Annotated in this window: 23 protein-coding genes, 1 tRNA gene and 1 pseudogene; 11 read left to right on the top strand and 14 right to left on the bottom strand. The window is 69.2% G+C overall.

Annotated elements, in window-relative coordinates:
* Positions 1 to 51 precede the first annotated feature (51 nt).
* The 3 genes from ACFWNV_RS11580 to ACFWNV_RS11570 all read left to right on the top strand — a co-directional run bounded on the left by ACFWNV_RS11580 (position 52) and on the right by ACFWNV_RS11570 (position 2,649).
* Positions 52 to 627, top strand: a complete 576-nt coding sequence (locus tag ACFWNV_RS11580; protein WP_383944165.1) for a TerD family protein — start codon at positions 52 to 54, stop codon at positions 625 to 627.
* Positions 628 to 652: 25 nt separating this feature from the next.
* Complete coding sequence (locus ACFWNV_RS11575) at positions 653 to 1,768, top strand: DUF475 domain-containing protein (RefSeq protein WP_383944264.1); 1,116 nt, start codon at positions 653 to 655, stop codon at positions 1,766 to 1,768.
* Between the two features lie 140 nt (positions 1,769 to 1,908).
* Positions 1,909 to 2,649, top strand: coding sequence for a Tellurium resistance (locus tag ACFWNV_RS11570; protein WP_250745558.1), 741 nt, complete (start codon positions 1,909 to 1,911; stop codon positions 2,647 to 2,649).
* A gap of 79 nt (positions 2,650 to 2,728) precedes the next feature.
* On the opposite strand, the gene ACFWNV_RS11565 is transcribed toward ACFWNV_RS11570, so the two are convergent.
* Entirely contained in the window at positions 2,729 to 3,502 is a 774-nt protein-coding gene (locus ACFWNV_RS11565; protein WP_383944261.1) for a TerD family protein, read from the bottom strand.
* A gap of 193 nt (positions 3,503 to 3,695) precedes the next feature.
* On the opposite strand from ACFWNV_RS11565, the gene ACFWNV_RS11560 reads away from it, so the two are divergent.
* From ACFWNV_RS11560 to ACFWNV_RS11545, 4 genes are read left to right on the top strand one after another with little or no spacing between them, the layout of a single operon-like run.
* A complete protein-coding gene (locus ACFWNV_RS11560; RefSeq protein WP_383944162.1) occupies positions 3,696 to 4,862 on the top strand; it encodes an HpcH/HpaI aldolase/citrate lyase family protein in 1,167 nt (388 codons plus the stop codon).
* 32 nt (positions 4,863 to 4,894) lie between these two features.
* On the top strand, positions 4,895 to 7,414 hold the full coding sequence (locus tag ACFWNV_RS11555; protein WP_383944258.1) for a phosphoribosyltransferase: 2,520 nt from the start codon (positions 4,895 to 4,897) through the stop codon (positions 7,412 to 7,414).
* A complete protein-coding gene (locus tag ACFWNV_RS11550) occupies positions 7,411 to 8,241 on the top strand; it encodes an HAD family hydrolase (protein WP_383944160.1) in 831 nt (276 codons plus the stop codon). The genes ACFWNV_RS11555 and ACFWNV_RS11550 overlap by 4 nt, the downstream gene beginning before the upstream one ends.
* Before the next feature lie 19 nt (positions 8,242 to 8,260).
* A complete protein-coding gene (locus tag ACFWNV_RS11545) occupies positions 8,261 to 8,920 on the top strand; it encodes an O-methyltransferase (protein WP_383944157.1) in 660 nt (219 codons plus the stop codon).
* Here ACFWNV_RS11545 and ACFWNV_RS11540 read toward each other — a convergent pair.
* The 5 genes from ACFWNV_RS11540 to ACFWNV_RS11520 all read right to left on the bottom strand — a co-directional run bounded on the left by ACFWNV_RS11540 (position 8,917) and on the right by ACFWNV_RS11520 (position 13,057).
* Positions 8,917 to 9,132, bottom strand: a complete 216-nt coding sequence (locus ACFWNV_RS11540; RefSeq protein WP_383944154.1) for a zinc ribbon domain-containing protein — start codon at positions 9,130 to 9,132, stop codon at positions 8,917 to 8,919. The two genes, ACFWNV_RS11545 and ACFWNV_RS11540, sit on opposite strands and share 4 nt — an antisense overlap.
* Positions 9,133 to 9,369: 237 nt before the next feature.
* Positions 9,370 to 10,347 carry a sugar kinase gene (locus tag ACFWNV_RS11535; protein ID WP_383944151.1) on the bottom strand — a complete coding sequence of 326 codons (978 nt, stop codon included), beginning with the start codon at positions 10,345 to 10,347 and terminating at the stop codon, positions 9,370 to 9,372.
* Positions 10,344 to 10,961 (bottom strand): bifunctional 4-hydroxy-2-oxoglutarate aldolase/2-dehydro-3-deoxy-phosphogluconate aldolase, encoded by a 618-nt coding sequence (locus tag ACFWNV_RS11530; RefSeq protein ID WP_383944148.1) that lies wholly within the window; start codon positions 10,959 to 10,961, stop codon positions 10,344 to 10,346. The genes ACFWNV_RS11535 and ACFWNV_RS11530 overlap by 4 nt, the downstream gene beginning before the upstream one ends.
* A 77-nt stretch (positions 10,962 to 11,038) precedes the next feature.
* Positions 11,039 to 12,184 carry a galactonate dehydratase gene (dgoD, locus tag ACFWNV_RS11525; protein WP_383944145.1) on the bottom strand — a complete coding sequence of 382 codons (1,146 nt, stop codon included), beginning with the start codon at positions 12,182 to 12,184 and terminating at the stop codon, positions 11,039 to 11,041.
* 177 nt (positions 12,185 to 12,361) lie between these two features.
* Complete coding sequence (locus ACFWNV_RS11520; RefSeq protein ID WP_383944143.1) at positions 12,362 to 13,057, bottom strand: FadR/GntR family transcriptional regulator; 696 nt, start codon at positions 13,055 to 13,057, stop codon at positions 12,362 to 12,364.
* Between the two features lie 253 nt (positions 13,058 to 13,310).
* Between ACFWNV_RS11520 and ACFWNV_RS11515 the strand changes: the two genes are divergently transcribed.
* Entirely contained in the window at positions 13,311 to 14,663 is a 1,353-nt protein-coding gene (locus tag ACFWNV_RS11515; RefSeq protein WP_383944140.1) for an MFS transporter, read from the top strand.
* 78 nt (positions 14,664 to 14,741) lie between these two features.
* Here the strand turns inward: ACFWNV_RS11515 and ACFWNV_RS11510 are convergent, their stop codons facing one another.
* Positions 14,742 to 15,290 (bottom strand): DUF4383 domain-containing protein, encoded by a 549-nt coding sequence (locus tag ACFWNV_RS11510; RefSeq protein ID WP_383944256.1) that lies wholly within the window; start codon positions 15,288 to 15,290, stop codon positions 14,742 to 14,744.
* Positions 15,291 to 15,571: 281 nt separating this feature from the next.
* Positions 15,572 to 16,819, bottom strand: coding sequence for a hypothetical protein (locus ACFWNV_RS11505; protein WP_383944138.1), 1,248 nt, complete (start codon positions 16,817 to 16,819; stop codon positions 15,572 to 15,574).
* A 112-nt stretch (positions 16,820 to 16,931) separates the two neighbouring features.
* On the opposite strand from ACFWNV_RS11505, the gene ACFWNV_RS11500 reads away from it, so the two are divergent.
* Positions 16,932 to 17,006, top strand: a tRNA-Val gene (locus ACFWNV_RS11500).
* 55 nt (positions 17,007 to 17,061) lie between these two features.
* On the opposite strand, the gene ACFWNV_RS11495 is transcribed toward ACFWNV_RS11500, so the two are convergent.
* The 6 genes and pseudogenes from ACFWNV_RS11495 to ACFWNV_RS11470 all read right to left on the bottom strand — a co-directional run bounded on the left by ACFWNV_RS11495 (position 17,062) and on the right by ACFWNV_RS11470 (position 23,053).
* Entirely contained in the window at positions 17,062 to 18,228 is a 1,167-nt protein-coding gene (locus ACFWNV_RS11495; protein WP_383944135.1) for a tyrosine-type recombinase/integrase, read from the bottom strand.
* On the bottom strand, positions 18,228 to 18,416 hold the full coding sequence (locus tag ACFWNV_RS11490) for a helix-turn-helix domain-containing protein (protein WP_383944132.1): 189 nt from the start codon (positions 18,414 to 18,416) through the stop codon (positions 18,228 to 18,230). Before ACFWNV_RS11490 ends, ACFWNV_RS11495 begins: the two co-directional genes overlap by 1 nt.
* A pseudogene (locus tag ACFWNV_RS11485) lies at positions 18,413 to 19,292 on the bottom strand (replication initiator); the annotation flags it as partial. The gene ACFWNV_RS11490 and the pseudogene ACFWNV_RS11485, both read right to left, overlap by 4 nt.
* A 799-nt stretch (positions 19,293 to 20,091) precedes the next feature.
* Positions 20,092 to 21,189, bottom strand: coding sequence for a DNA cytosine methyltransferase (locus ACFWNV_RS11480; RefSeq protein ID WP_267090464.1), 1,098 nt, complete (start codon positions 21,187 to 21,189; stop codon positions 20,092 to 20,094).
* Positions 21,186 to 21,938 carry an MAE_28990/MAE_18760 family HEPN-like nuclease gene (locus ACFWNV_RS11475; RefSeq protein ID WP_383944128.1) on the bottom strand — a complete coding sequence of 251 codons (753 nt, stop codon included), beginning with the start codon at positions 21,936 to 21,938 and terminating at the stop codon, positions 21,186 to 21,188. The genes ACFWNV_RS11480 and ACFWNV_RS11475 overlap by 4 nt, the downstream gene beginning before the upstream one ends.
* Positions 21,935 to 23,053 carry a DUF262 domain-containing protein gene (locus ACFWNV_RS11470; RefSeq protein ID WP_383944125.1) on the bottom strand — a complete coding sequence of 373 codons (1,119 nt, stop codon included), beginning with the start codon at positions 23,051 to 23,053 and terminating at the stop codon, positions 21,935 to 21,937. Before ACFWNV_RS11470 ends, ACFWNV_RS11475 begins: the two co-directional genes overlap by 4 nt.
* A gap of 140 nt (positions 23,054 to 23,193) precedes the next feature.
* Between ACFWNV_RS11470 and ACFWNV_RS11465 the strand changes: the two genes are divergently transcribed.
* Entirely contained in the window at positions 23,194 to 23,484 is a 291-nt protein-coding gene (locus ACFWNV_RS11465) for a hypothetical protein (RefSeq protein ID WP_383944122.1), read from the top strand.
* 619 nt (positions 23,485 to 24,103) lie between these two features.
* Positions 24,104 to 24,334, top strand: coding sequence for a DUF2277 domain-containing protein (locus tag ACFWNV_RS11460; protein WP_383944119.1), 231 nt, complete (start codon positions 24,104 to 24,106; stop codon positions 24,332 to 24,334).
* Positions 24,335 to 24,348: the final 14 nt, after the last annotated feature.

Raw genomic sequence — 24,348 nt, 5'->3', positions numbered from 1 at the left:
TCGTATCACCACACCGCCACATCGCCACCGTCGTCCGGGGAGGACCACAACATGGGCGTCACACTCGCCAAGGGGGGCAATGTCTCCCTCTCCAAAGCCGCACCGAACCTCACCCGGGTTCTCGTAGGCCTCGGATGGGACGCGCGCTCGACCACGGGCGCCGACTTCGACCTCGATGCCAGCGCACTGCTGTGCAACAACGGCAGGGTGCTCGGGGACGAGTACTTCGTCTTCTACAACAACCTGAAGAGCCCCGAGGGCTCCGTCGAACACACGGGGGACAACCTCACCGGCGAGGGTGAAGGGGACGACGAGTCGATCATCATCGACCTCACCAAGGTCCCGGCCGGCGTGGACAAGATCGTCTTCCCGGTCTCGATCCACGAGGCCGAAGCCCGCCGGCAGAGCTTCGGCCAGGTCAGCAATGCGTTCATCCGGGTGGTGAACGAGGCGGACGGCCAGGAGCTGGCCCGCTACGACCTCTCCGAGGACGCCTCCAGCGAGACCGCGATGATCTTCGGCGAGGTCTACCGGTACGGGGGCGAATGGAAGTTCCGTGCGGTGGGGCAGGGGTACGCGTCGGGGCTCCGCGGCATCGCTCTAGACTTCGGGGTCAACGTTTCGTAAAGCCGTACAACACGATGGGATGCCAGTGGTTCTGAAAACCTTCGGCTGGTCGTTCGCAGTCACTGCGCTCGGACTGGTCGCAGCGGTGCTCTACGGGGGGTGGGAGGCCTTCGGGGTCGTTGCGATCCTGACCATCCTTGAGATCTCGCTGTCCTTCGACAATGCGGTGGTCAACGCCGGAATCCTGAAGAAGATGAATGCCTTCTGGCAGAAGATCTTCCTCACCGTCGGTGTTCTCATCGCCGTGTTCGGCATGCGCCTGGTCTTCCCGATCGTGATCGTGGCGATCAGCGCCAAGATCGGGCCGATCGACGCCGTCGACCTCGCGGTGTCCGAGCCCGAGCACTACAAGCAGCTCGTCACGGACGCCCACCCGTCCATCGCCGCCTTCGGTGGCATGTTCCTGCTGATGATCTTCCTCGACTTCATCTTCGAGGACCGGGACATCAAGTGGCTCGCGTGGCTGGAGCGTCCGCTCGCCAAGCTCGGCAAGATCGACATGCTGTCGGCGTGCATCGCGCTGATCGTCCTGGTCGTCACCGCGATGACCTTCGCCGTCAACGCCCACCAGCACGGCGGCGTGCACGTGGACAAGGCGCAGACCGTCCTGATCTCCGGCATCCTCGGCCTGATCACCTACATGATCGTCGGCGGCCTCTCCGGCTACTTCGAGAACAAGCTGGAGGAAGAGGAGGAGCACGAACACGAGTTGGAGGAAGAGGCGAAGAAGAGCGGCAAACCCGTCTCGGTCGTCGCCATGGCCGGCAAGGCCGCGTTCTTCATGTTCCTCTACCTCGAAGTCCTCGACGCCTCCTTCTCCTTCGACGGGGTCATCGGCGCCTTCGCCATCACCAGCGACATCGTGATCATGGCGCTCGGCCTCGGCATCGGTGCCATGTACGTCCGTTCGCTGACGGTCTACCTGGTCCGCCAGGGCACCCTCGACGACTACGTCTACCTGGAGCACGGCGCCCACTACGCCATCGGCGCGCTCGCCGTCATCCTGCTCGTCACCATCCAGTACGAGATCAACGAGGTCATCACCGGCCTGGTCGGCGTCGTCCTGATCGGATGGTCCTTCTGGTCCTCGGTGCGCCGCAACAAGCGCCTGGAACTGGAGGGTTCCACCGCCGAGGCATGATCGCGGCGGTAATGCGGAACGCTCAAGTGCGGGGCGGTCCGGAGGGTCCACGGACCCACCGGACCGCCCCGTCCGCATGTCGGGACAACGGCGTGCCGGCAGGGGACCGAGCGCGCCAAGGGACAAGGGGGTTGTGGGGAATGGGATTCTTCGACGGCATCAGGGGCAGTCGCGGCACGCAGTTCCAGTCGGGCAGTGCCTCGTCGAACGCGATCGAGCTGACCAAACGCCATCCGACGGTATCGCTCACCAAACAGGGGGCGGTGCACGGCAATCTGCGCGTGAACCTCTCCTGGCGGATGCGCACCTCGGACATAGGCGGCCGCAGCGCCGGCCAGAGCGGGCAGCTGTTCCGGCATCCGTTCAAGCTGTTCAAACCGGACATGGTGCAGGCGCACACCCAGGGCATGGTCAACGTCGACCTCGACATCGGCTGCCTCTACGAGCTGACCGACGGAACCAGGGGCGTCGTCCAGCCGCTGGGGAACCTGCACGGGGACATCAACAGCCCGCCGTACGTGAAGCTCAGCGGGGACGACCGGTTCGGGGCGCCCTCCGGGGAGACGATCTTCGTCAATCTCGACCACGCCGAGGAGATCAAACGGCTCCTGGTCTTCGTCTACATCTACGACCAGACCCCGGCCTTCGACCGGACGCACGCCCTGGTCACCCTCTACCCGATCACCGGGCCGCGCATCGAGATCCCCCTGGAGGAGCGCCACCCGCACGCCCGCTCCTGCGCGGTCGTCTCCCTGGAGAACGTCAAGGGAGAACTGATCGTGCGGCGCGAGGTCACCTTCGTGTACGGGTTCCAGGCCGAGCTGGACCGGCTGTACGGGTGGGGCCTCCAGTGGGGGCGGGGCTACAAGACCAAGACCTGACGGGGCCGGCCGGGACGCCCGGGCAGCCCAGGGGACCCGGGCCGGCCGTACGGACCGGGCAGCCCCGTACCGCCGCCGGTCACCGGCGGATGAACTGCGGGCCCTGCGCGGGCAGCCGGAAGGACGGGTCCCCGCCCGGAGCCGGCACCGGCACCGGGGCCTGCGCCACCGGCTGCGGATAGCCGTAGGCGGGCTGCGCGACCGGCGGGGCCTGGGTGGGCGGCGCCGGGGTCGCGGGGGAGGCCTGTCCCGGTCCCTGGGGCTGTCCCTGACCCGGTCCCTGGCCCTGTTCGTGGGCCTCGGGGGCGTTCTCGTCCACGGAGATCCCGTGGTCGGTGGCCAGCCCGACGAGCCCGTTGGAGTAGCCCTCGCCGAGCGCGCGGAACTTCCACGCGTCCGCCCGCCGGTACAGCTCGCCGCAGATCAGCGCCGTCTCGGCGCCCGTCTCCGGCCGCACGTCGAAGTAGGCCAGCGGTTCGGAGCCGCCGGTCGCGGTGGCGTCGTAGAGCAGGATCCGCAGGTCGTGGACCCGCTCGAAGGGGACGTCCTCGGCGGAGGCGACGACGAGGATCCGGTCCACGGCCGGGGTGACGGCCCGCAGGTCCGCCTGGACGGCGTCGGTGATCCCGTCGCCGAGCTGCTTCTTCCCGAGCCGCCAGACGGCCCCGGAGGGGTGGCGGGGCTGGTTGTAGAAGACGAAGTCCTCGTCCGAGCGCACGCGCCCGTCCGCCCCCACGAGCAGCGCGGAGGCGTCCACGTCGGGCACGTCGGGCCCCGCGGTCCAGCGCAGCACCGCGCGGACCGCCAAGGCGGCCACGGGGATGTTGGAGCCCTTCTGCATCGCGTGCGTCATGGCGGTCATCCTGCCCTCCCGGGCGGGACCGGGACAATGCGGCCCCCCGTAGACCTTGTCCGGATCGCGAGACCTGGGCATGGTGCAAGAGGGTTACCTGGATTTCATGTGCTTGAGGAATTTTTGACTCACGTTCGTACGTACTATTACCGGCCACGCTAGAACGGCCGCCGAGCCAGTACGGGGGAAGCACATGCGTCACTTCGGGCATATTTCGCCCACCGTCCGCAAGGACCTCTTCCACCAGGAGCCGGCGGAGTTCACCGCCGCCTCCCCCTCCGCCACGCTCGCGGCCGCCCTGGGCGCCACGCTCTACAGCCCGGCCACCCGGCCCCAGCTCGCGCGCGACATCCGCAAGCAGGCCGGCCTCGGAGTCGTCTCCATGGTCCTCTGCCTGGAGGATTCCATCAGCGACGCCGACGTGGCCGGGGGCGAGGAGAACCTCGTACGCCAGTTCGCCGCCCTCCACGAGGACCCGGCGGAGCTCCCGCTGCTCTTCATCCGCGTCCGGGAACCCGAGCAGATCCCCGACCTGGTGCACCGGCTCGGCGGCTCCGCGGCGCGGCTGGCCGGATTCGTGCTTCCCAAGTTCAGCGAGAGCCGGGGCATCGCCTTCCTCGACGCCGTCGCGCAGGCGGAGGCCGCGAGCGGACAGCCGCGGCTGTACGCCATGCCCGTCCTGGAGACCCCCGAGCTGCTCCACCTGGAAACCCGGGTCGAGGCCCTCGCCGGGATCTCCCGCACGGTCAACAAGTACCGCGAGCGGGTCCTGGCGCTCCGCCTCGGCGTGACGGACTTCTGCTCCGCCTACGGGCTGCGCCGCACCCCCGACATGACCGCCTACGACGTGCAGATCGTCGCCGGGGTGATCGCCGACGTGGTCAACGTGCTCAGCCGCGCCGACGGCACCGGCTTCACCGTGACCGGGCCCGTCTGGGAGTACTTCCGCAGCCAGCAGCGGCTCTTCAAGCCGCAGCTGCGCCGCAGCCCCTTCCTGGAGGAGGGCGTCGAGGAGCTGCGCACCGCGCTGATCGAGCACGACCTGGACGGACTGCTGCGCGAGATCGAGCTCGACCGGGCCAACGGGCTGCTGGGCAAGACCTGCATCCACCCCGCCCACGTCACCCCGGTCCACGCGCTCTCGGTGGTGTCGCACGAGGAGTTCAGCGATGCTCAAGACATCCTGCGCCCCGAGAGCGGGGGCGGCGGAGTGATGCGTTCCGTCTACACGAACAAGATGAACGAGGTGAAGCCCCACCGGGCCTGGGCCGAGCGCACCATGCTGCGCGCCGAGGTCTTCGGTGTGGCGAAGGAGGAGGTCGGCTTCGTCGATCTCCTCACGGCCGGACTCCAGGTCTGAGTGGGCCGTTGACTGCGAAGAAGGGCAAGAAGATCGAAGCGGTGTGGTCGGGAACGTGGGTCGCGGACCGGCTGGGCGTGAGCCTGGAGGACGGTACGGGTGACGGCCCGCGGCTGGACGAGCTGCTCGGGCTCGCGCTGCGGCGCAACCCCAAGCGGGCCCACCTGCTCGTCTCGCAGGTGCTGGGCAAGCACGTCCCGCAGTCCCCGGCCACCGTGTACGCCGCCGGGTACGGGCTCGGCGAGCGGGTCCGGGAGCTGCTGGGCGAGGCGGAGGCGGCCTCCGCCGTGGTCCTGGGCTACGCGGAGACCGCGACCGGGCTGGGCCACTGCGTGGCCGACGGCCTGGGCAGCGCCCCGTACCTGCACTCCACCCGCCGCCCGGTGCCCGGCGTGGAGGCCGCCGGCGGCTTCGAGGAGGCGCATTCGCACGCCACCTCGCACCTGCTGCTGCCCGAGGACCCGAAGCTGCTGGCGGGCGTGGGCCCGCTGGTCCTCGTCGACGACGAGTTCTCCACCGGCAACACCGTCCTGAACACCATCGCCGACCTCCACGCCCGCCACCCGCGCGCCCACTACGTGGTCGTCGCCCTGGTCGACATGCGCTCCGCGGCCGACCGCGACCGCCTCGACGCGTTCGCCGAGCAGCTGGGCGCCCGCGTGGACCTCATAGCCCTGGCCTCGGGCACGGTCTCCCTCCCGGAGGGGGTCCTGGCGAAGGGCCAGGCGCTGGTGGAGCAGTACGAGGAAATCCAGCCCCTGCGGCGTTTGAGCAGCGGGGTCCGGGGCGGCGCCCCGGCAGACGGCCCGCACCCGATCACCCGCGTGGAACTGGACTGGCCGGCCCGAATACCCGACGGCGGACGCCACGGCTTCACCCCCGCGCACCGCGCGGCCTTGGAGGCGGCGCTGCCCGCCATGGCGGACCGGCTCAAGTCCGCGCTCGGCGAGGACCCCGCCCCCGCCAGGGTCCTCGTACTCGGCAACGAGGAGCTGATGTACGCCCCGCTGCGCCTCGCGCAGGCCCTGGAGGCGTCCGGCGCGGCGGCCGAGGTCCGCTTCTCCACCACCACCCGCTCGCCGGTGCTCGCCGTGGACGACCCCGGCTACGCCATCCGCACCCGGCTGGTCTTCCCCGCCCACGACGACCCGGCCGACGGCCCCGGAGACCGGTACGCGTACAACGTCGCCCGTACGACCGGCACCGGCACCGGCACCGGCACCGGCGCCGACGTGGACGCCGGCTTCGACGCCGTGGTCGCCGTCGTGGACTCCGCCGGGGACACCGCGGAGCTCCGTACCGGCCTGCTCGCGGCCCTCGCACCGCACACCGGCCGGGTCCTGCTGGCGGTCATACCTTCGTACGTACCCGACCGGCAGGAGCCGATCATGACCGAGCCCCTCCCCGAGCTTCTCCCCGAGCCACTGCGAGGGCCCGCCTTCTCCTCCTACGCCGCCGAGGACGTCGGCTGGCTGCTCCAGGACCTCTCCGACGTGGAGCTGGAGGCCCCGACCGAGGAGCGCGAGGAGGCCATCCAGGCGGGCGGCGCGCACTACGCGGAATCGCTGCCGGTGGAGTTCCAGCCGTCCCCGGAGTACCAGCAGCTCTACCAGAGCGCGCTGACCGCCTCCGCCGCCCGCATGGCCCGCGCCGTCGGCACCGTCACCGAGACCGTCCTCGCGGAGCGCTCCCCGTCTCCCGTCCTGGTCTCCCTGGCCCGCGCCGGCACCCCCGTGGGCGTGCTGATGCGGCGCTGGGCGCAGGCCCGGCACGGCCTGGACCTGCCGCACTACGCCGTCTCCATCGTGCGCGGCCGCGGCATCGACGCCAACGCGCTGCGCTGGCTGGCCGCCCACCACGATCCGGCCGACGTGGTCTTCGTCGACGGCTGGACCGGCAAGGGGGCCATCACCCGCGAACTGAGCGAGGCCCTGGCCGAGTTCGAGGGCTTCAACCCGGAGATCGTGGTCCTCGCCGACCCGGGCTCGTGCGTGGAGACGTACGGCACGCGCGAGGACTTCCTGATCCCCTCCGCCTGTCTCAATTCCACCGTTTCCGGGCTGGTCTCGCGTACGGTTCTCAGGTCCGACCTGGTCGGACCCGCCGATTTCCACGGCGCGAAGTTCTACCGCGAGCTCGCCGGCGCCGATGTCTCCGTCGCGTTCGTCGACACCGTCTCCGCGCACTTCGAGGAGGTGGCCGAGGCCGTGGACGCCGAGGTCAAGGAGCTCCTCGCCGCCGACCGCACGCCGACCTGGGTGGGCTGGCAGGCGGTGGAGCGGATCAGCGAGGAGTACGGGATCCACGATGTGAACCTGGTGAAGCCCGGCGTCGGCGAGACGACGCGGGTGCTGCTGCGCCGGGTGCCGTGGAAGATCCTCGCGCAGCGCGGCGCGGGGGCCGACCTGGACCACGTACGACTCCTCGCGGAGCAGCGGGGGGTGCCGGTGGAAGAAGTCGACGGCCTGCCGTACAGCTGCGTAGGACTCATCCATCCCCGCTTCACGCGCGGCGCCACGGGCGCCGACGGAAAGGCTGTGGCCACCAAGTGACCGTTCTCGTAGCCAGTGACCTCGACCGTACGCTCATCTACTCGACGGCCGCGCTCGGCCTGACCATGCCCGACCCGGTGGCCCCGCGGCTGCTGTGCGTGGAGGTGCACGAGAGCAAGCCGCTGTCGTACATGACCGAGACGGCGGCGGGGCTGCTGGCGGAGCTGTCCGCCGACCCGGGCGCGGTGTTCGTGCCGACCACCACCCGGACCCGCAAGCAGTACCAGCGCATCCGCTTCCCCGGACGGCCGGCGAAGTACGCGATCTGCGCCAACGGCGGCCAGCTGCTGGTGGACGGGGTCCCGGACCGCGACTGGCGCCGCCAGGTCGCGGCGCGGCTCGCCGCGGAGTCCGTCCCGCTGGAGGAGATGCAGGCGCACCTGACGTCCGTGACCGACCCGGCGTGGCTGCGCAAGGCGCGGGTGGCGGAGGACCTGTTCGCGTACCTGGTCGTGGAGCGGGCGCTGGTCCCCGCGGAGTGGATCAAGACGCTGACCGAATGGTCCGAGGCGCGCGGCTGGACGGTCTCGCTCCAGGGCCGGAAGATCTACGCCGTCCCGCGGCCGCTGACCAAGAGCGCGGCGATGCACGAGGTGGCCCGGCGCACGGGCGCCACGAGCACGCTGGCCGCCGGAGACTCGCTGCTCGACGCGGACCTGCTGCTCGCGGCGGACACGTCCTGGCGGCCGGGCCACGGCGAGCTGGCCGACGCGGGCTGGACGGCGCCGCACGTGACGGCACTGACCCAGGCGGGCGTGCTGGCCGGTGAGGAGATCGTGCGCGCGTTCACCCGCGAAGTCGCGCGACTGGGCACCCCCGACGCCTGATCGTGGGCACACTGGCCCCATGACCAAGGGCAACAGCACGAAGATCACAGACGAGCTCTACCAGTACGTGCTCGCGCACAACCCTCCGCTGGACGAGGTCCAGCGGGGGCTGGTGGAGACCACGTACAAGGTGTTCCCGGACTCGGCCGGAATGCAGTCGGCGCAGGAGCAGGGGCCGCTGCTGGCCTTCCTGGTCCGGCTGACCGGCGCCCGGCACATCGTGGAGCTCGGCACCTTCACCGGCTTCTCCTCCCTGTCGATGGCCCAGGCCATGCCGGCGGACGGACGCCTCATCGCCTGCGACGTCTCCGAGGAGTGGACGGCGTACGCGCGCGAGGCCTGGGCGAAGGCCGGGGTCGCGGACCGCATCGACCTGCGCATCGCACCCGCGCTGGAGACGCTCCGCGCGATGCCGGCGGAGCCGCACATCGACCTGGCGTACATGGACGCGGACAAGCAGAGCCAGATCGCCTACTGGGAGGAGCTCGTGCCCCGGCTGCGCCAGGGCGCGCTGCTCGTCACGGACAACACCCTGTTCCACGGCTCGGTCCTGGACCCGGCGGCGACCGGCGGGGCTGCGGGGGTCCAGGCCTACAACGACCACGTCGTGGCGGACCCCCGCATGGAGTCGGTGCTGCTGGCGATCTCCGACGGCATCACCCTGTCCCGCAAGCGCTAGCCGCAGCCGCCCCCGCCACAGCAGCCTCCGCCACCGCCACCCATGGGGGCGGCGGGGGCCGCACTGGTCCCGCCGACGGCGACGGCGGACAGCAGCTTGACGGTGTCGGCGTGCCCCGCGGGGCAGTCGGCGGGCGCGGAGGACTCGGCCATGGGCCGGCTGACCTCGAAGATGTCTTCACAGGTCCGGCAGCGGTATTCGTAACGGGGCATGCGGACAGGCTACGCAGTCGGCACCGGCCCCGGGAATCCCGCTCCTCAAACGCCGGAGGGGCTGGAAAATTCAGCCTCGCCGGCGTTTGAGGCGCGGGGTCTGGGGCGGAGCCCCAGGGGGGTCCGGGCGGAGCCCGGGGAACGGTGGAAGGGCGGGTAGGGGACGGCCCCGCGCAGCGGCGCCCCGGAACCGGCGGAGCCGGGACAGCCCCCTGTGCCGCCCCGGCCCCGCCGGGGTCAGCGGACCACCGTGCCGGGCGGGGCCCCGAGGAGCCCCAGCTCCGCGCGGGTCGGCGCACCCTCCCAGTCCCCCCGGGAGGCCACCGCGAAGGCCCCCGTGGTGACCGCACGGTCCAGCCGCCCCTCCGCAGTCGCCCCGTCGAGGAACGCCGAGAGGTACCCCGCCACGAAGGCGTCCCCCGCACCGACGGTGTCGACCGCCCGGACGGCCCGCGCCGGTGCGTGGACCTCCGAGCCGTCGTCGCCGTAGGCCGTCGCCCCGGCCGCGCCGAGCTTGACCACCACCTCGCCGACCCCGAGCGCGAGCAGCGACTTCGCCTGGAGGGCCGCATCGGCCGGGCCACCGGAGGGCAGACACAGCGGGAGCTCGTCGTCGGACGCGATGAGCACGTCCACCGAAGGAGCCCACGCACGCAGCACCTCCGCCGCCTCCCCGTCGGACCACAGCCGGGACCGGAAGTTCACGTCCAGGCAGACCAGCGCCGAGTGCTCGGCCGCGAGGCGCAGCGCGAGGGTGCAGGCCGAGCGGGCCGAGCGGGAGAGCGCGGGGGTGATCCCGGTCAGGTGCAGGATCTTCGGCGGGGCCTCGGTGAAGGCCCGCTCCAACGAGCAGGCCTTGAGCCGCGAACCCGCCGAGCCCGCGCGGTAGTAGTGCACCCGCGTGACCTCCGGCAGCCTGGGCTCCGCGAGCATCAGCCCGGTCGGGGCGCCGCCGTCGTCGCGGGAGGCTCCGCGGACGTCGACGCCTTCGGCGCGCAGGGTCCGTAGGACCAGCTCACCGGCTTCGTCGGCGCCGACCGCGCCCGCCCAGCGGACCGTGTGCCCGAGCCGGGCCAGGCCGATCGCGACGTTCGACTCGGCGCCCGCGACGGAGACCTCCATGGTCCCGCCGAGGCGCAGCGGGCCGCCGCCCCGCAGGGCGAGCATCGTCTCCCCGAAGGTGAGGACCTCCGGGGCGGTGTCGGGCCCGGTCACGCGCAGACCGCCTTGAACTCCGCCGCCCGGCGCCGCAGCGCGAGCAGGTCGCCGCCGTCGGCCGCGTCCCCGATCAGCGGGGAGCCCACGCCGACGGCCACGGCGCCGGAGGACAGGTACTCGGCCGCGGCGGCCGCGTCCACCCCGCCGACCGGTACGAACGGCAGGTCGGGGAAGGGGGCGCGCAGGGCCCGCAGGTAGGCCGGTCCGCCGATCGAGCCGGGGAACAGCTTGAGCGCGGCAGCCCCCGCCGCGTCGGCCGCGATGACCTCGGTCGGGGTGATGACCCCGGCCAGTACCGGCAGCCCCTGCCGGACGGATTCGTCCACGCCGGCGCCGAGGCCCGGGGTGACCATCAGGTTGGCTCCGGCCTCGGCGGCCCGCTGGGCGTCCTCGGCGGTGAGGACCGTGCCCGCCCCGAGCCATGCCTCGTCGCCGAGCTCCTTGCGGGCCCGGCCGATGACGTCCAGCGCGTCGGTCCCGCTGAGGGAGACCTCGATGAGGGGGACGCCCTCCTCGACGAGGGCCATGACGGTACGGAAGGACGCCTCCGCGTTCCGTCCGCGGACGATGGCGACGAGCCGCTCCTGTCGCAGCGCTGCGCCGAACTCCATGGGAATGCCTGCCTTCTGAGGTGTGGGGGTGGGTGTGCTGGTGGGGGGTGGGGATGCCGCCGGGCGGTGGTGGGGGCTCACCACTCGGCGAAGGAGCCGTCTTCGTGGCGCCACACCGGGTTGCGCCAGGTGTGGCCCTTCTTGTCGGCGGCGCGGACGGCCGCCTCGTCGACCTCGACGCCGAGTCCGGGCCGCTCCGTGCGGACCAGGGAGCCCGCGTGGAAGCGGAACGGCTCGGGGTCGGTGACGTAGTCGAGGAGCTCGGCGCCCTGGTTGTAGTGGATGCCGATCGACTGTTCCTGGATGAGGAAGTTCGGGGTGGTGAAGGCGACTTGGAGGCTGGCCGCCAGGGCGACCGGCCCCAGCGGGCAGTGCGGCGCGATCTGGGCCCCGTAGACCTCGGCGAGGGAGGCGATGCGGCGCAGTTCCGAGATGCCGCCGGCGTGCGAGATGTCGGGCTGCAAGATGGCCACACCGGCCTGCAGGGGGGCGAGGAACTCCCGCCGGGAGAAGAGCCGTTCGCCGAGCGCGATGGGGATGTTGGAGGCGTTGACCAGATCGGGGACGGCCTGCATGTACTCGGAGAGGACCGGTTCCTCGACGAACATCGGGTCGTACGGGGCCAGCAGGGGCAGGATCCGGCGGGCATTGGCGGGGGAGACCCGGCCGTGGAAGTCGAGCCCGAAGTCCCTCTCGTCGCCGAGCACTTCGCGGGCCGTCTCGGCGCGCCGGAGGCAGTCGCGGACCTCGGAGCGGGTCGCGAGGGGGCTCATGCGGCCGCAGCCGTTCATCTTGACGGCCGTGAAGCCCGCCTCGATCTGCCGGACCAGCGCGTCCTTGATCTCGTGCGGCTCGTCGCCGCCGACCCAGGCGTAGGCGCGGATCCGGTCGCGGACCGGCCCGCCGAGGAGCTGGTGCACGGGCTTCCCGTACGCCTTGCCCTTGATGTCCCACAGTGCCTGGTCGAGCCCGGCGACGGCGGAGGACAGCACGGGGCCGCCGCGGTAGAAGCCGCCCTTGGTCATGACCTGCCAGTGGTCCTCGATCCGCATCGGGTCCTGGCCGATCAGGTACTCGGACAGCACCTCCACGGCCGCGCGCACCGGCTCGGCGCGCCCTTCGACCACGGGCTCGCCCCAGCCGACGACGCCCTCGTCGGTCTCTACGCGCACGAACATCCAGCGCGGTGGGGCCATGAACGTTTCGATGCGGGTGATCTTCACGGCTGACGGTGTCCTTTCCTGGTGAGGGCGGCAGGACGGGGTCTGCGGGTACTACGGGGTCTAGGGGGTCTAAGGGTTCCAGGGGCTGCGGGCCGGTCTGCGGGGCGGCCTGCGGGTCCTGGGGGTGTACGGGGTCTGGGGGGCTGCGGGGCTACGGGTCCTAAGGGTCTACGGGTTCTACGGGTGGTCGCGCTGCGCCATGTCGAGGAGGTCGAGCACGGCGCGGTGCGCCCCGTCCGGGTTCCCGGCCCGGACCTGGTCGACCACGGCCCGGTGGATCGCGTGCGGATGCTCGAAGTCCCCCTTGTGCACCGCGCGGTCGCGCTCCACCAGGGCCGGGATGATCACCCGGTACATCTGCTCGAAGAACAGGTTGTGCGAGGCGGTCAGCAGCGCCAGGTGGAACGAGGCGTCCGCCCGGACGTGCAGCACCGGGTCGGAATCGCTCGCCGCCATCGCGGTCAGGGCCGCGTCCAGCGCCGCCAGGTCCTGCTCGGTGGCCCGTACGGCGGCCAGCGCGGCGGCGGCCGGCTCGATCGAGCGGCGCAGTTCGAGGAGGTCCGAGAAGAAGCAGTCGGGCGCGCCGGCGGCGAGCTTCCAGCGCAGCACGTCGGCGTCGAAGAGGTTCCAGGCGATGCGCGGGCGCACGAAGGTGCCGCGCTTCTGCCGGGCGTCGACCAGCCCCTTGGCCATGAGCACCTTGATGGCTTCGCGGAGCACCGTCTGGCTGACGTCGAGCTCCTCCATCAGGAGGGGGAGGTCGAGGGTGGCGCCTTCGTCGTACGTGCCGTCGAAGATCCGGCGGGCCAGCTCTTCGACCGCCGCCTTGTGGACCCCGCGGCCGGCGTACGCGGCCTCGCTGCTGCTGTTCATTCCGTTTCCCCTCTCCTCGTCGGGGCTTTGGTCCCTAATCGCTCCCCTAGGTGCCCCCTGGCAAGGCAAAGACTTGCACAAGTAATCGTTAATTAGCAATTATTAAGTCGTGCCACCGGAACGACTGGTTCCGACCACTTCGCGCCGTTTCTGCGCGCTGCCGGTCCGCGCCATGACCGCACCGCACCACCACACCTCCGCACCGCATCTCCGCGCTGCCCAGCGCTCCTCACCCGTCCCCCGGGAGACACCGATGTCCCTCAGCCACGACCCGGCCGCCGCGACCACGCGGCCGGGCACCGGCACCGGCCCGTCCGGCCTGCCGAAGCGCAGGATCGGCAAGTACCGTTTCGCGATCCTCGCCGTGCTCTTCGTCAGTACCGCCATCAACTACCTGGACCGCAGCGTCCTGTCGATCGTGGCGCCGGACGTCTCCAAGGACCTCGGGATCTCGCCCGAGATGATGGGCTGGCTCTTCTCCGGCTTCGCCTGGACCTACGCCCTCGCCCAGATCCCCGGCGGCCGCCTCGTCGACAAGTTCGGCCCGCGCATCGTCTACGCCTGGGCGCTGATCGGCTGGTCGGTCATGACCGCCCTCGGCTCGCTCGCCAAGGGATTCGGCTTCCTCTTCGCCAGCCGCATGGGCCTCGGCCTCTTCGAAGCCCCCGCCTTCCCCTGCAACGGGCGCGTCGCGGCCTCCTGGTTCCCGCGCGCAGAACGCGGCCGGGCGGTCGCCGTCTACACCTCGGGGCAGTTCATCGGCCTCGGCGTGGCCTTCCCGCTGATCGCCTGGATGGCCGCCGCCCTCGGCTGGCGCCACGTCTTCTGGATCCTCGGCGGCATCGGCATCGCCTGGGCGCTGGTGTGGATGAAGGTCATCCGCAACCGCCCCGAACAGCACCCCAAGGTCGGCGAGTACGAGCTCGTCCACATCACCGAGGACGAGGCCACCGCCGACAGCTCCGCCCGGGCCCGGGAGAAGGGCGCCTTCCGCCGGGACATGGGCTTCCTGCTGCGCCAGCGCCGCATCTGGGGCGTCTTCCTCGGCCAGTTCGCCATCGCCTCGACGCTGTACTTCTTCCTGACCTGGTTCCCGACCTACCTCACCAACGAGCGCGGACTGAGCCTCGACAAGGGCGGCCTCACCGGAGCCCTGCCCTTCGTCGCCGCCCTCGTGGGCGTGCTGTGCGGCGGCAGTTGGTCCGACTGGATGGTCAAGCGCGGCATGTCGGCGTCCTTCGCCCGCAAGACCCCGATCGTGACGGGCCTGGCCCTGGCGGGCGTCATCGTCGGCGCCGACTACGTCACCTCGAACGCCGCGATGATCGCCATCATGTGCGTGGCCTTCTTCGCCAACGGCCTCGCGTCGTTCTCCTGGGTCCTGGTCACCGAGATCGCCCCGGAGCGGATGCTCGGCGTGGCCGGCGGGGTCTTCAACGTCTTCGGCAACCTCGCCGGCATCGTCGTCCCGATCGTCATCGGCTACATGATCGGCGGCGGCGACGGCTCCTTCGCCCTCCCGCTGATGCTGATCGGCGGCATCACGATCGGCGGCGCCCTGTCCTTCCTCTTCCTCGTGGACAAGGTCGAACGCATCGAGGCGTAGCGCGGCGCCTCCGTACTACGCCGGTCTGCTGACGGACTACGCCGGTCTGCCGACGGACTACGCCGGTCTGCCGACGGACTACGCCGGTCTGCCGACGGGCCCCACGCCCGTCCGTGCACTCGCCCGTGCCCGCTGCTCCCGAGCCGCCTGCTCGGGGTGGCGGGCACGCCAGTACGGGTTGTCGTGCGGCAGGGCGCTGCCCACGCGTCCGTACATCCCGAACCACATCAGCATCACGCCCACCACGAAGCTGAACAGCACGTTGGGCATGTGGAAGGCCAGGAAGTTCGCCTTCGTGTCGAGCAGCGCGAGGTTCACGAACCCGCTCGCGATGAACAGCACACCCAGCACGATGTTCAGGGTCGAGGCGAAACTGCCGCCGATGACCATCCCGGCGAACAGCAGCAGCCCGATGCAGATCGACAGCACGCTCAGCGCGCCGTTGGTGTTCAGCGCGAGCACGGTGTCCCCGCCGGTGTCGAAGAATCCGATCCGGTCGATGAGCCCGAGGATCCCGAACACCACCAGCAGCAGTCCGGTCAGCCCGGCGCCGATCCGGTAGACCTTGCTGAGCCGATGATCGTTGGGCAGGTGCTCGTCGAGCCGGGCGTTCACGGGACGCATCATGCGGTGCAGGATCCCCGGGGAGTCCGGGGCCGGCGCCGCCGTGGCGTACGGCTCGTGCGCCACGTAGGGCGCGTAGTTCTCGTGCTGCTCGTGGCACCCGTAGAGCGCGTGGGGTGCGTACGAGTCCTGCGGCGCGGGGGACTCGTCGGTCCCGCGGCGCGCGGGGGAAGCGTGGGCGGCCATGGCGCCCTCCTCTGCTCCGGTCCTGGCCCCTCCAGCATCCGCCGCTGCCCCCGTCCGGACAAGTCCGGCCCCCCCTCGGACCCGGCTGCGGCTGCAGCTCAGCCGTGCCCGCGCTCGGTCCGGATGTCCGTCACGACCCCGTGCACGGACGCCCGTACCGCCTCCATCTCCTGGAGGAAGGCCCAGTAGTCGGGGTGGCGGTCCTCCAGGGCGGACAGCGCCCGGGCCACCCGGGCCACCGCCTCGTCCAGCGGGCCCGCGTGCCGCGCCTCGGGGACCGTGCGGCCCTCCATCGCGAGGCGCTGCGCGTCCCGCACCGCGAACCGGGTCCGCTGCACCTCCGCCTGCGGATCCCGCGCCACCGCCTCCAGCCGGGTCAGCCGGTCCTGCGCCGCCGACACCGCCTCGTCGGTGGCGTCCAGCGAACCCCGCACCGCCTCGACCAGGGCCGCCACGACCGCCCACTGCTGCTGGTCGCGCGCCCGACCGGCCTCCGCGAGCCGCTCCTCCGCCTGCGCGACGTCCCGTACCGCCTGCTCCGGAACCTGCTGGAGGTCCTGCCAGCAGGCCGCGCTGAAACGCCGGCGCAGCTCGCTGAGCACCGGATCCACCCGGTCCGCCCGGTTGCGCAGCGCCTGCGCCCGGGTCCGCAGGCTCACCAGCCGCCGGTCGATCTCCGCCGCCCGCTCCGGGAGCCGCGCCGCCTCGGCCCGTATCGCCTCGGCATCCCGCAGGATCCGGTCGGCCCGCTGCACGGTCTCCTGCACCCCGTGCTGCGCGGCGCCCTGGTTCAGCTTGGTCAGCTCCGGCCCGAGCGCGGCCAGCCGCGCGGCCAGGTCGTCGGCCCGGATCCCCTTGCCGCGCACCTCCTCCAGCGCCGTGCTCGCCGCCAACAGCGCGGCCCTGGCCCGCTCCCGTGCGGGAGCCACCCGGGCCAGCTGGGTCTCGGCCCGGTCCAGCAGCGGCTGCAGCCCCTGCGCGAACCGGTCGAGCTCGCCCTTGACCCGTACCAGCTCCTCCTTGGCCCGCGTCAACTCCTCCCGGGCGCGCGTCGCGGCCGACGCCTCCAGCTCCACCCGATCGAGATCGTGCGCGTCGACGGCATCGATGTAGACATGACTCACCTGGTCGATGCGCTGCCCGAGCGCGGCGAACCCCTCACCGACCCGGCGCGCCTCCGGCGAGCCGTCCGCGGCCGCGATGGTCTCGATCGAGATCCGCAGATCCCGCTGCGCACTGTCCAGCTCGTAGAACGCCGCCGCGGCAGCATCCTTCGCCGCCTGCGCATCCGCCCGCCGACTCTCGTCCCGCCCGCCGCCGAACCACCGCCGGGGTGCCGTCGTCACAGTCGCCTCTCCCGTACCCGGTCCGCATTTCCCCTGCCCCGGCCCATTCTCCCCCACAGGAACGGGTTTGCGTGGGGGGTGTGCCCTGCATGTAGGCTGTCCACTCATCCACGGGTGCGTAGCTCAGGGGTAGAGCGCTGCTCTTACAAAGCAGATGTCGGCGGTTCGAAACCGTCCGCGCCCACCAGTGGAAAGACCCCCCGCCGATCATGGCGGGGGGTCTTTTGCATCCAGATCTGACATCAATGGGAGCGGACTGGGAGCGTCGCCCGCCCCCTGAGCAGCCGGTCCATGTGCCCGATGGCCTCGCGCTGGGTGTCCTGCACGACGTGCGCGTAGACGTTCATGGTCACGGCGATCTGCGAGTGCCCGAGGATCTCCATGACGACCCGGGGCGGAACGCCGGCGGCGGTCAACAGCGTGGCTGTCCCGTGCCGCGCATCATGCAGCCGGATGACCCTGAGGCCCGCGTCCTTGGCCACGCGGGTGAAGGACCGGTAGACGTTCCGGGGCTCAATGGGCCGCCCGGTCCGGGTGGTGAAGACGTACCCGGTCTCCTCCCACTTCTCCCCGGCCTTGGCCCGCGCCTCAGCCTGCTTCATCCGCTGCCACCGCAGGGGAGCGACGCAGATCCCGGGCAGGGGGAGGGTCTGCCGGCGCCGCTTGCCTTTGGGACCGTCCTCATAGGCTTCGCCCCCAACGCGCTGCCGTTGGGTCCGCACCCGGATCTCCCGCTTGTCCAGGTCCACGTTCTCCCACGGCAGGCCGACGATCTCACCCCGCCGGAAGCCGAGCGCGATGGCCAGCACGAAGGCGGCGAACAGCGGGTCGTTCCGGCCGGCGGCGAGGAAATCCAACGTCTCCTGGAGGCTCCACGGCGACAGCTCCCGCTCGTCAACCTTCGGAGGCTCCACCAGCGTCACGGCGTTCCGAGTGACCAGCTCTTCCCGAACGGCCGCGGCGAGAGCGGTCCGCGGCACGCGGTGCGACTCCTTGGCGGTCGCGGCGCTGGTCTTCTTCTGGAGCTGCACGAGGACCCGCCGCACGTCGCCCACGCTCAGTGATTCGAGCCGCTTCGAGCCGAGGAGGGGCACGAGGTAGAGCCGGACGTGCACCTCGTACTTGGCGTAGGTCGTGCGCTTGCGGTGGGGCTTGACGATGTTGTCGAGCCAGTACGGCAGCCACTCGGAGAGCTTTGCGGACTTCGTTGGCACGGGCACGCCCTGGTCGACCTTGGCAAGCAGGTCCCGTCGCTTCACGTCGCACTCGGCCCAGGTCTTGCCGTAGGCGAACTTCCGGGCCCGGGTGCCGTCCGGCTGGAGGACGTACACGGCGGCCTGGAAGCGGCCGTCCTTGCGCTGGGTGATGGTGCCCGCGCCGTTCGGGTTGCGCTTGCGCTGGGTGGCCATCAGGCGGCCTCTCCGATCTCGTGGTCGATGAACTCGCGGACGGCGTCGGCGGGGATGCGGCGGGCCCGGCCGATGGTGAAGGAGATGAGCCGCCGGGACCGGATGAGGTCGTAGACGGTCGAGCGCCCGAGCTTGAGCCGCTCCATGACCTCAGGCACGGTCAGCAGTTCGGTGGTGGCGATGGTCATGACGGAGCTCCTTCCAGGGCGAGTTGGTCGCGTAGTGCTTCGCGGGCGGTCTGGCGGTTGAGCTGGATGTCGCGGGCGATGGTGGCGGCGAGGACGGACTCGCCGGGGCTGTGGCCGTGGCCGGCGTACTGCCAGGAGGTGAGGGTGAGCACGGTGTCCGGCTCGGTGTCGGTGAGGCCGCGGGCTTCGCGTTCTTGGGCGGCGCGGTAGTCGGCACGGGTCTGGCGGAGGGCGCCGAGGGTGGTGGAGTACTGCCTCGACTTGGTGGAGAAGTGGCCGCGGAAGCCGAGCATGTGCGACCAGGCGGCGAGGCGGCGGTCCGGGTAGAGGGGGTCGAGGTCGAGGCAGGCCTCGATCAGGCGGGCGGTGTGGTCGGGGACGTCGAGGAGGACGAGGGCCTCGCGGTTGCCGATGCGGCGGTCGAGGGTGCCTGTGTTCTCGGCGGCCTTGGTGGCGTATTTGGCCACGTACGAGGCGACCGCCTGTTCGGTGATGTCGGAGCCGTCTCCGAAAGCCTTGATAGGGCGTACGTCGAGCTGGGTTCCCCAGCGGAAGGCGCGTGCAGGCTGGTCTGCAACGGCCGAGACCGTGATCGAGGTGTACGAGTGGGCGACCGCGGCCTGGATTGCTTCCGCCAGCAGGTGAGTGCTGGCCCAGGAGGGCGGAGGGGAGTCCGGCCCGTCGGGTCCGTCGAGGCGGATCACGGCATGGAAGTGGATCGCTCCGCGTTTCTGGAATTCGGCGACCTTGCCGAAGGACACCCGGCAGGCATCGGCGAGTTCGCGCCGCGTTTAGCCCTGCCCGGATAGCGATCTCGCGCCGGAGCCGGTTGGCGAAGCGTGCCCACAGGCCGCTGGCGTGGTTGTTGAAGACCGGTTGACCACGCGCTGCACGGGCTTGGGACCCTGAGCCGCTAGTAGGTCGCGCACTTCCGACCCGGGCCGATTCCGGGCTAGATCGTTCTCCTTGGTCAGCGCAGGAAGCTCTGCCACAACCCGCGGACGCGACTGCAACTTGGGCGACTTGACCGGATCCTCTGGTGCCTTGGGCTGGCCGGCGAAGTGAGCCCTAAGCACGGCCACGGCCTCAGCCCGGCGCTCCTCCACCAATATGGTCACCTTGCCGGTACGAACGTCCGCCCACGCGACGGCGGTTCCATCCGGGAGGTTCACGTACCACCGGTCATGACCAGGCTTCCGCCACCGGGAAACCTTCAGCTCGCCCATGCCACCCCCTGACACATCACGCCCCGAGGCCAATGGGAACAGCCGAACCGCGCCACGACAAGATGACCTGCCCTCGTCCCGCCCTCAGACAGCTCCCAGCTCATCCCAGTGCGGTGAGAGTTTCCCTACTTCATCAAGGGCGCTTCCGCCGCCAAGGCGGCGTCGCGCGCCCGTCGCCCCGTGCCTGCGCTCCTGTCTGCGCCCCGCTCCAGCCCGGGGCGCCGGCCGCGCGCCAATGGCTCAGGACTTGATGGGCTGGATGAGCGAGGCCTGATCGGTGAGCTGCCCGTCAAGGCGATGCCTCCGGCGGGGGCGCTCTGACTCTGGGATGCGGGGGCCAGTCGTGCGACTGAGGCTCCGTTGTGGTTCGGGATGACAGCCGGGGCGCAGTCTGCCGCAGCCAGTCACTGTCCACCCACCCCAGGCCGATCCGCCAGCTTGAGCCAAACTTAGAAGAGACGTCCGGAGGTAGCCTCGCTCAGAGGCTTCAGCTCTCCGGCAGCGGCCTTACGGACATGCGCGATAAGGGCATCTCCGATCACCTCGCCAAGGCGGACTGGTACGGCATTCCCAATCAGCCTGCCCAGGCGGTTAAAGCGGACCGGCTCGTCTGCTTCTAGGAATTTGTAATCCCGAGGGAAAGTCTGGATCATGGCAGCTTCACGCAGCGAGATAGCGCGATCTTGAGTGGGGTGACCAAAACGGCCATTACCGTACCCGAAACACTGCGTGGTGATGGTGGGAGCCGGCGCATCCCATTCCATCCGTCCGTACACGCTGGGGTACGTGGCTCCTGTTGCCTTCCTATGGCAAGCGGCAAGCAGTTCAGGATCCCAGTCTCGCCAGGTACCTCCTGGCTTCGAAGCCTTTATGCGACGCATGTTCATTTCACTCAGGCCTGAAGCTGCGTGAAGTGGGTCGCTGGGGTGCTGTTCCCCTGCACGGATCGGAGGAAGTTTCCCAATTTCCTGCCGAACCGTTCTTGGCTTGATGCCGCCGGTGGTGGGGTCGAAATCGATAATTCCCAACTTGGAAGCGACGACTACGAGTCGCTTTCGTGACTGGGGAATCCCGATCTTCGTGCATTCCACAACGGATACCTGGACGTCGTACCCTTTGAGGTTCCCGAGGAACTGCTCAAAAACGTCATGGTCGGCAAGCTGGGCAACATTTTCCATGGTGACGAGGTCTGGTTGCACATCAGCAACTAGCTCGCCAAATTTGGAAACAAGCTGCCAGTCGAGGCCGCGCTTCTTGCTCCGGCCGCTCTGGCTGTACGTGGAAAATGGCTGACACGGCGCGCACCCGGCAAGGAGCGAATAGTCCCCCCCGGTTCCGATGTACGACGCGAGTTCATCCGAAGTGAGGCTGTTCACGTCGCGCTCGACGAAACGCGACGGATTATTCGCCTCATAGGGGTACTTGCTTGACGGATCCAAGTCGACGCCGACTCGGACGTCAATACCGCTCCGAACCAGGCCATGAGTGAGCCCACCCACGCCGCAGAAGAGATCGACCGCGGAGACGGTTGGAGTCGTACTTGTCACGGTGCACCGCCATTTGGCCTGCAATCTGGCCGCAAGAAATTATGGGATTCAATATAGCGAATGAAGCAGTCTATCACTTCTCGCAGGTAGCTCTCGACGCTGGACGCCATCCGGCGGAGCTCTTCCACGTCAACGCCATCGGCACAGTCGACGAACGAGATGGACCCATGCGCCAGGCCGTTCCTGCGATCCTTGACCAGCTTCAGGGGGCCTAGGTCGTCGCGCATGCTGGCCTTGACGCCTCTGCGCGTGGAATCGGTGACGGAGATCACACAGCCCAGGCGCTTACCCATGGCGAAGATCGCCTCGTCGTCCCAATTCCCCCCACCGCCAGATTCGACAGAGAAGCTTGCGACGGGAAGTTGTTGGACGATGTGCTCACTGAGCTGCATCGCATGCTTCAAGCGATTCTCTGGGCTCATATTCGTATGGGTGCGCGCTATAGACCTGACCCATTCGCGCTGCAGATCGGCGTTAAGCTGGTGGGGTTTCCACTGGCCGGCCAAAGCTGCCGCTTGGGTTATCGCATCCACGCAGCGGGAGACGGTAGCTTCCACGAGGTTGTAGAGCTGGAGATAGAGGCTTGAGTACAGAATCTTCTGCTGCGAAGTGGAGATCTTGTAGTCGGACCCGCTGAAGCGAGGGGCGCCTTTTCGGGTCGCCCTCTGGAGTTCGTCGAGTAAATCCAAATATGCTTCGACTTCTCCGAATCTCTCTTCGAAGAATGAGGGAAGGCCCGTGGTGCTCATTCTTGAACCAGCTGATCGCGGACGAAGTTAATTCGCCCTTCAAGGCGAGCCCGGGCGTTAGCGCCATCAGAGCCTGTGACCTTGACGAAGCTGGGGCTTTCGAGCCACATTCGAACGTCCAGCTGGGATCGATCTAGATCCTTGATTTCCGGCTTCGCTTGAACTGCGAGGTAGGATCCAATTGCGATGGCCTCAAATCGTGCCCGCGGTGTAGCTTTGCCCGTGGCGGTCTTCCTGAATCCATTAGGGAAGATTCGCTCGACGAAGTCAAGCGTCTCCTGGAAGCGCCGCTTGTATTCTTCCGAAAGTGTGGGCCTATCCCTGAAAAGGGTGTTCTTGTTTTTGACGTAGTCGAAGATGAAGTCAGAGGGGCGGTCCCTGTATTTATTTAGACCATCGCCATAAGCGAAAAATCGTGTTACGAGTTCTTCGTAACCCCGCTCATCCTTGCTCTTGACGCTCATCGGGGCGAGCCGTGCGAAGCGCTCGTCCGCTGCGAGCTCTATGACCAGGTTCATAAACGGGCCGGCTAGTGCGCCTCGTCGGATTTCTGCGGTGTTCGCATTCTTGCTGCCCGTGTTGATTCTCTCGAACATGTCGAGCCGAGCCGCTTCGTCGGCATGTTCATTCAAGACGATGCCGCGAATCGATCTGTTGCGAATTTTGCGCTGACGGGATTCGGGGAGATCGTCAAAAGTGAAATATGAGACGTTGGATAGCTGATCCAGCTCACCCAGTCGGTATCCCTTGAGGAGGAACTCTTCAAGGGTTCGCAATCGCTGGGAGCCATCTACGATCTCAAGCTTCCCGTCCTCCATCTCCCAGAAGAAGATGAATGGGATTGGGAGTCCCATGATGAGAGATTCGATGAACTTTGACTTGCGTTCGTGTTCCCACGTGAACTCGCGCTGATAAGTGGGGACGATGTATTCGCCACTCTTCATCTTGTTAGCCAAGATCTCAACCGAGTATTCGGTGATGTAGAAGTCGATGCGCTTCGTTTGATCTGAGATCTGTTTTTCGGCAGCGTCCCGTTCGTCGGGCGTGATCATGATGGCGTCACTCGACATGGCTTGCTGCCTCCCCAGTTGTGTCTTCTCGCGCTGGCTGGCCACGGTTCCAACGCGAGGTCGATGATGTCACATGAGCGTGCTCACCAGCCGGTATAGTGCGTCGGCTCCGCCTAGTTGGGGTACCCGTTGCAGCCAGCAACCAGACGCCAAAGGCGTGAGGGCCGCGCGGCATGATGGCCTGCATGACCTCCGAATCCAGCAGGGCCCCTGTCGAGAGCACCCGGGTTACGGCCGTGACCGATGGTGTCGCGCAAGTCTTCACTTGGGAGGCGGACGCGCGGATCGAGGTGCGGGGCATGGGGGGAGAGGTCGTGATCGAGGCGAACGCCGCAGGTCTCAGGACGCTTGCTGGGCATCTGCTGGTGCTTGCCGCGGAGGGTGTTCCCGATGGGAGTCATCTGCACCTCGAAGACAGCAACGGGCTGGAGGACGGGTCCCTCGGCTTGGTTTTGGAGCGGTGCGACGAGGGGTGAGGGCGGCCGGCGGTCGTAGTGCAGCTGGGGGCGGAGCTGACATCCACGGCTGACATCAACGATGGCGGATAGCAGTAGTCGTCTGCGTCTCCCCAGGGGGCGGCTGGCCGTGGGAACTCAGGGCAGGACGAGTGTCCGGGCGAGCTTACAAAGCAGATGTCGGCGGTTCGAAACCGTCCGCGCCCACCAGTACAAAGGCCCCTCGCCGATCATGGCGGGGGGTCTTTTGCGTTCTCGGGTTGGGCTCCCGGTGTGTTGCTGTGCGCCCTTCCTGCTCCTCGGAATTTCCGGCACGGTGCAAGGCGTGGCTCACGTCGGGTGGGCGGGAGGGGGCGGGGTGACGCAACCGAAGTGTGGCGCGGTGACCAAGCGCGGGGGCCGGTGCCGGAACAAGGCGATCGTCGGGAGCGGTCAGTGCGCCAAGCATCAGGGGCGCTGGACTCGACGGGGGAACGCGCAGGCAGAGGTCAAGCAGGCCAGAGCCGAGAGGCAGGAGCTGCGGAAGAAGAAGTGGGGCTGGTGGTGAGCTGCCTCTGACATCCCCTTCGTCGTTCATGGCGGGGGAGGTGGTGTGACGGGGGGCCGTGACGGGGGGTTCGTGGGGCGGGATAGTGGGGGTATGTGCCGATCGATCAAGACGTTGCGTCCGCCCGCCATTCCGGAGAAGGCGACCGAGGAGGAGATCCGGGCCGCCGCCCTGCAGTACGTGCGGAAGGTGTCCGGCTTCAGGGCGCCGGCCGCGCACAACCAGGAGGTGTTCGACGCCGCCGTCGACGCGGTCGCGGAGGCGACGAGAGACCTGCTGGAAGGGATTCACGTCAGGGGGGCGGGGGCGGCCGTGGCCGGGTGATGAGTGGGCGGGCG

Source organism: Streptomyces sp. NPDC058401 (assembly GCF_042722885.1).
In the GTDB taxonomy this organism is placed as follows: Bacteria; Actinomycetota; Actinomycetes; order Streptomycetales; family Streptomycetaceae; genus Streptomyces.
This window is presented reverse-complemented; position numbering and strand designations above follow the sequence as displayed.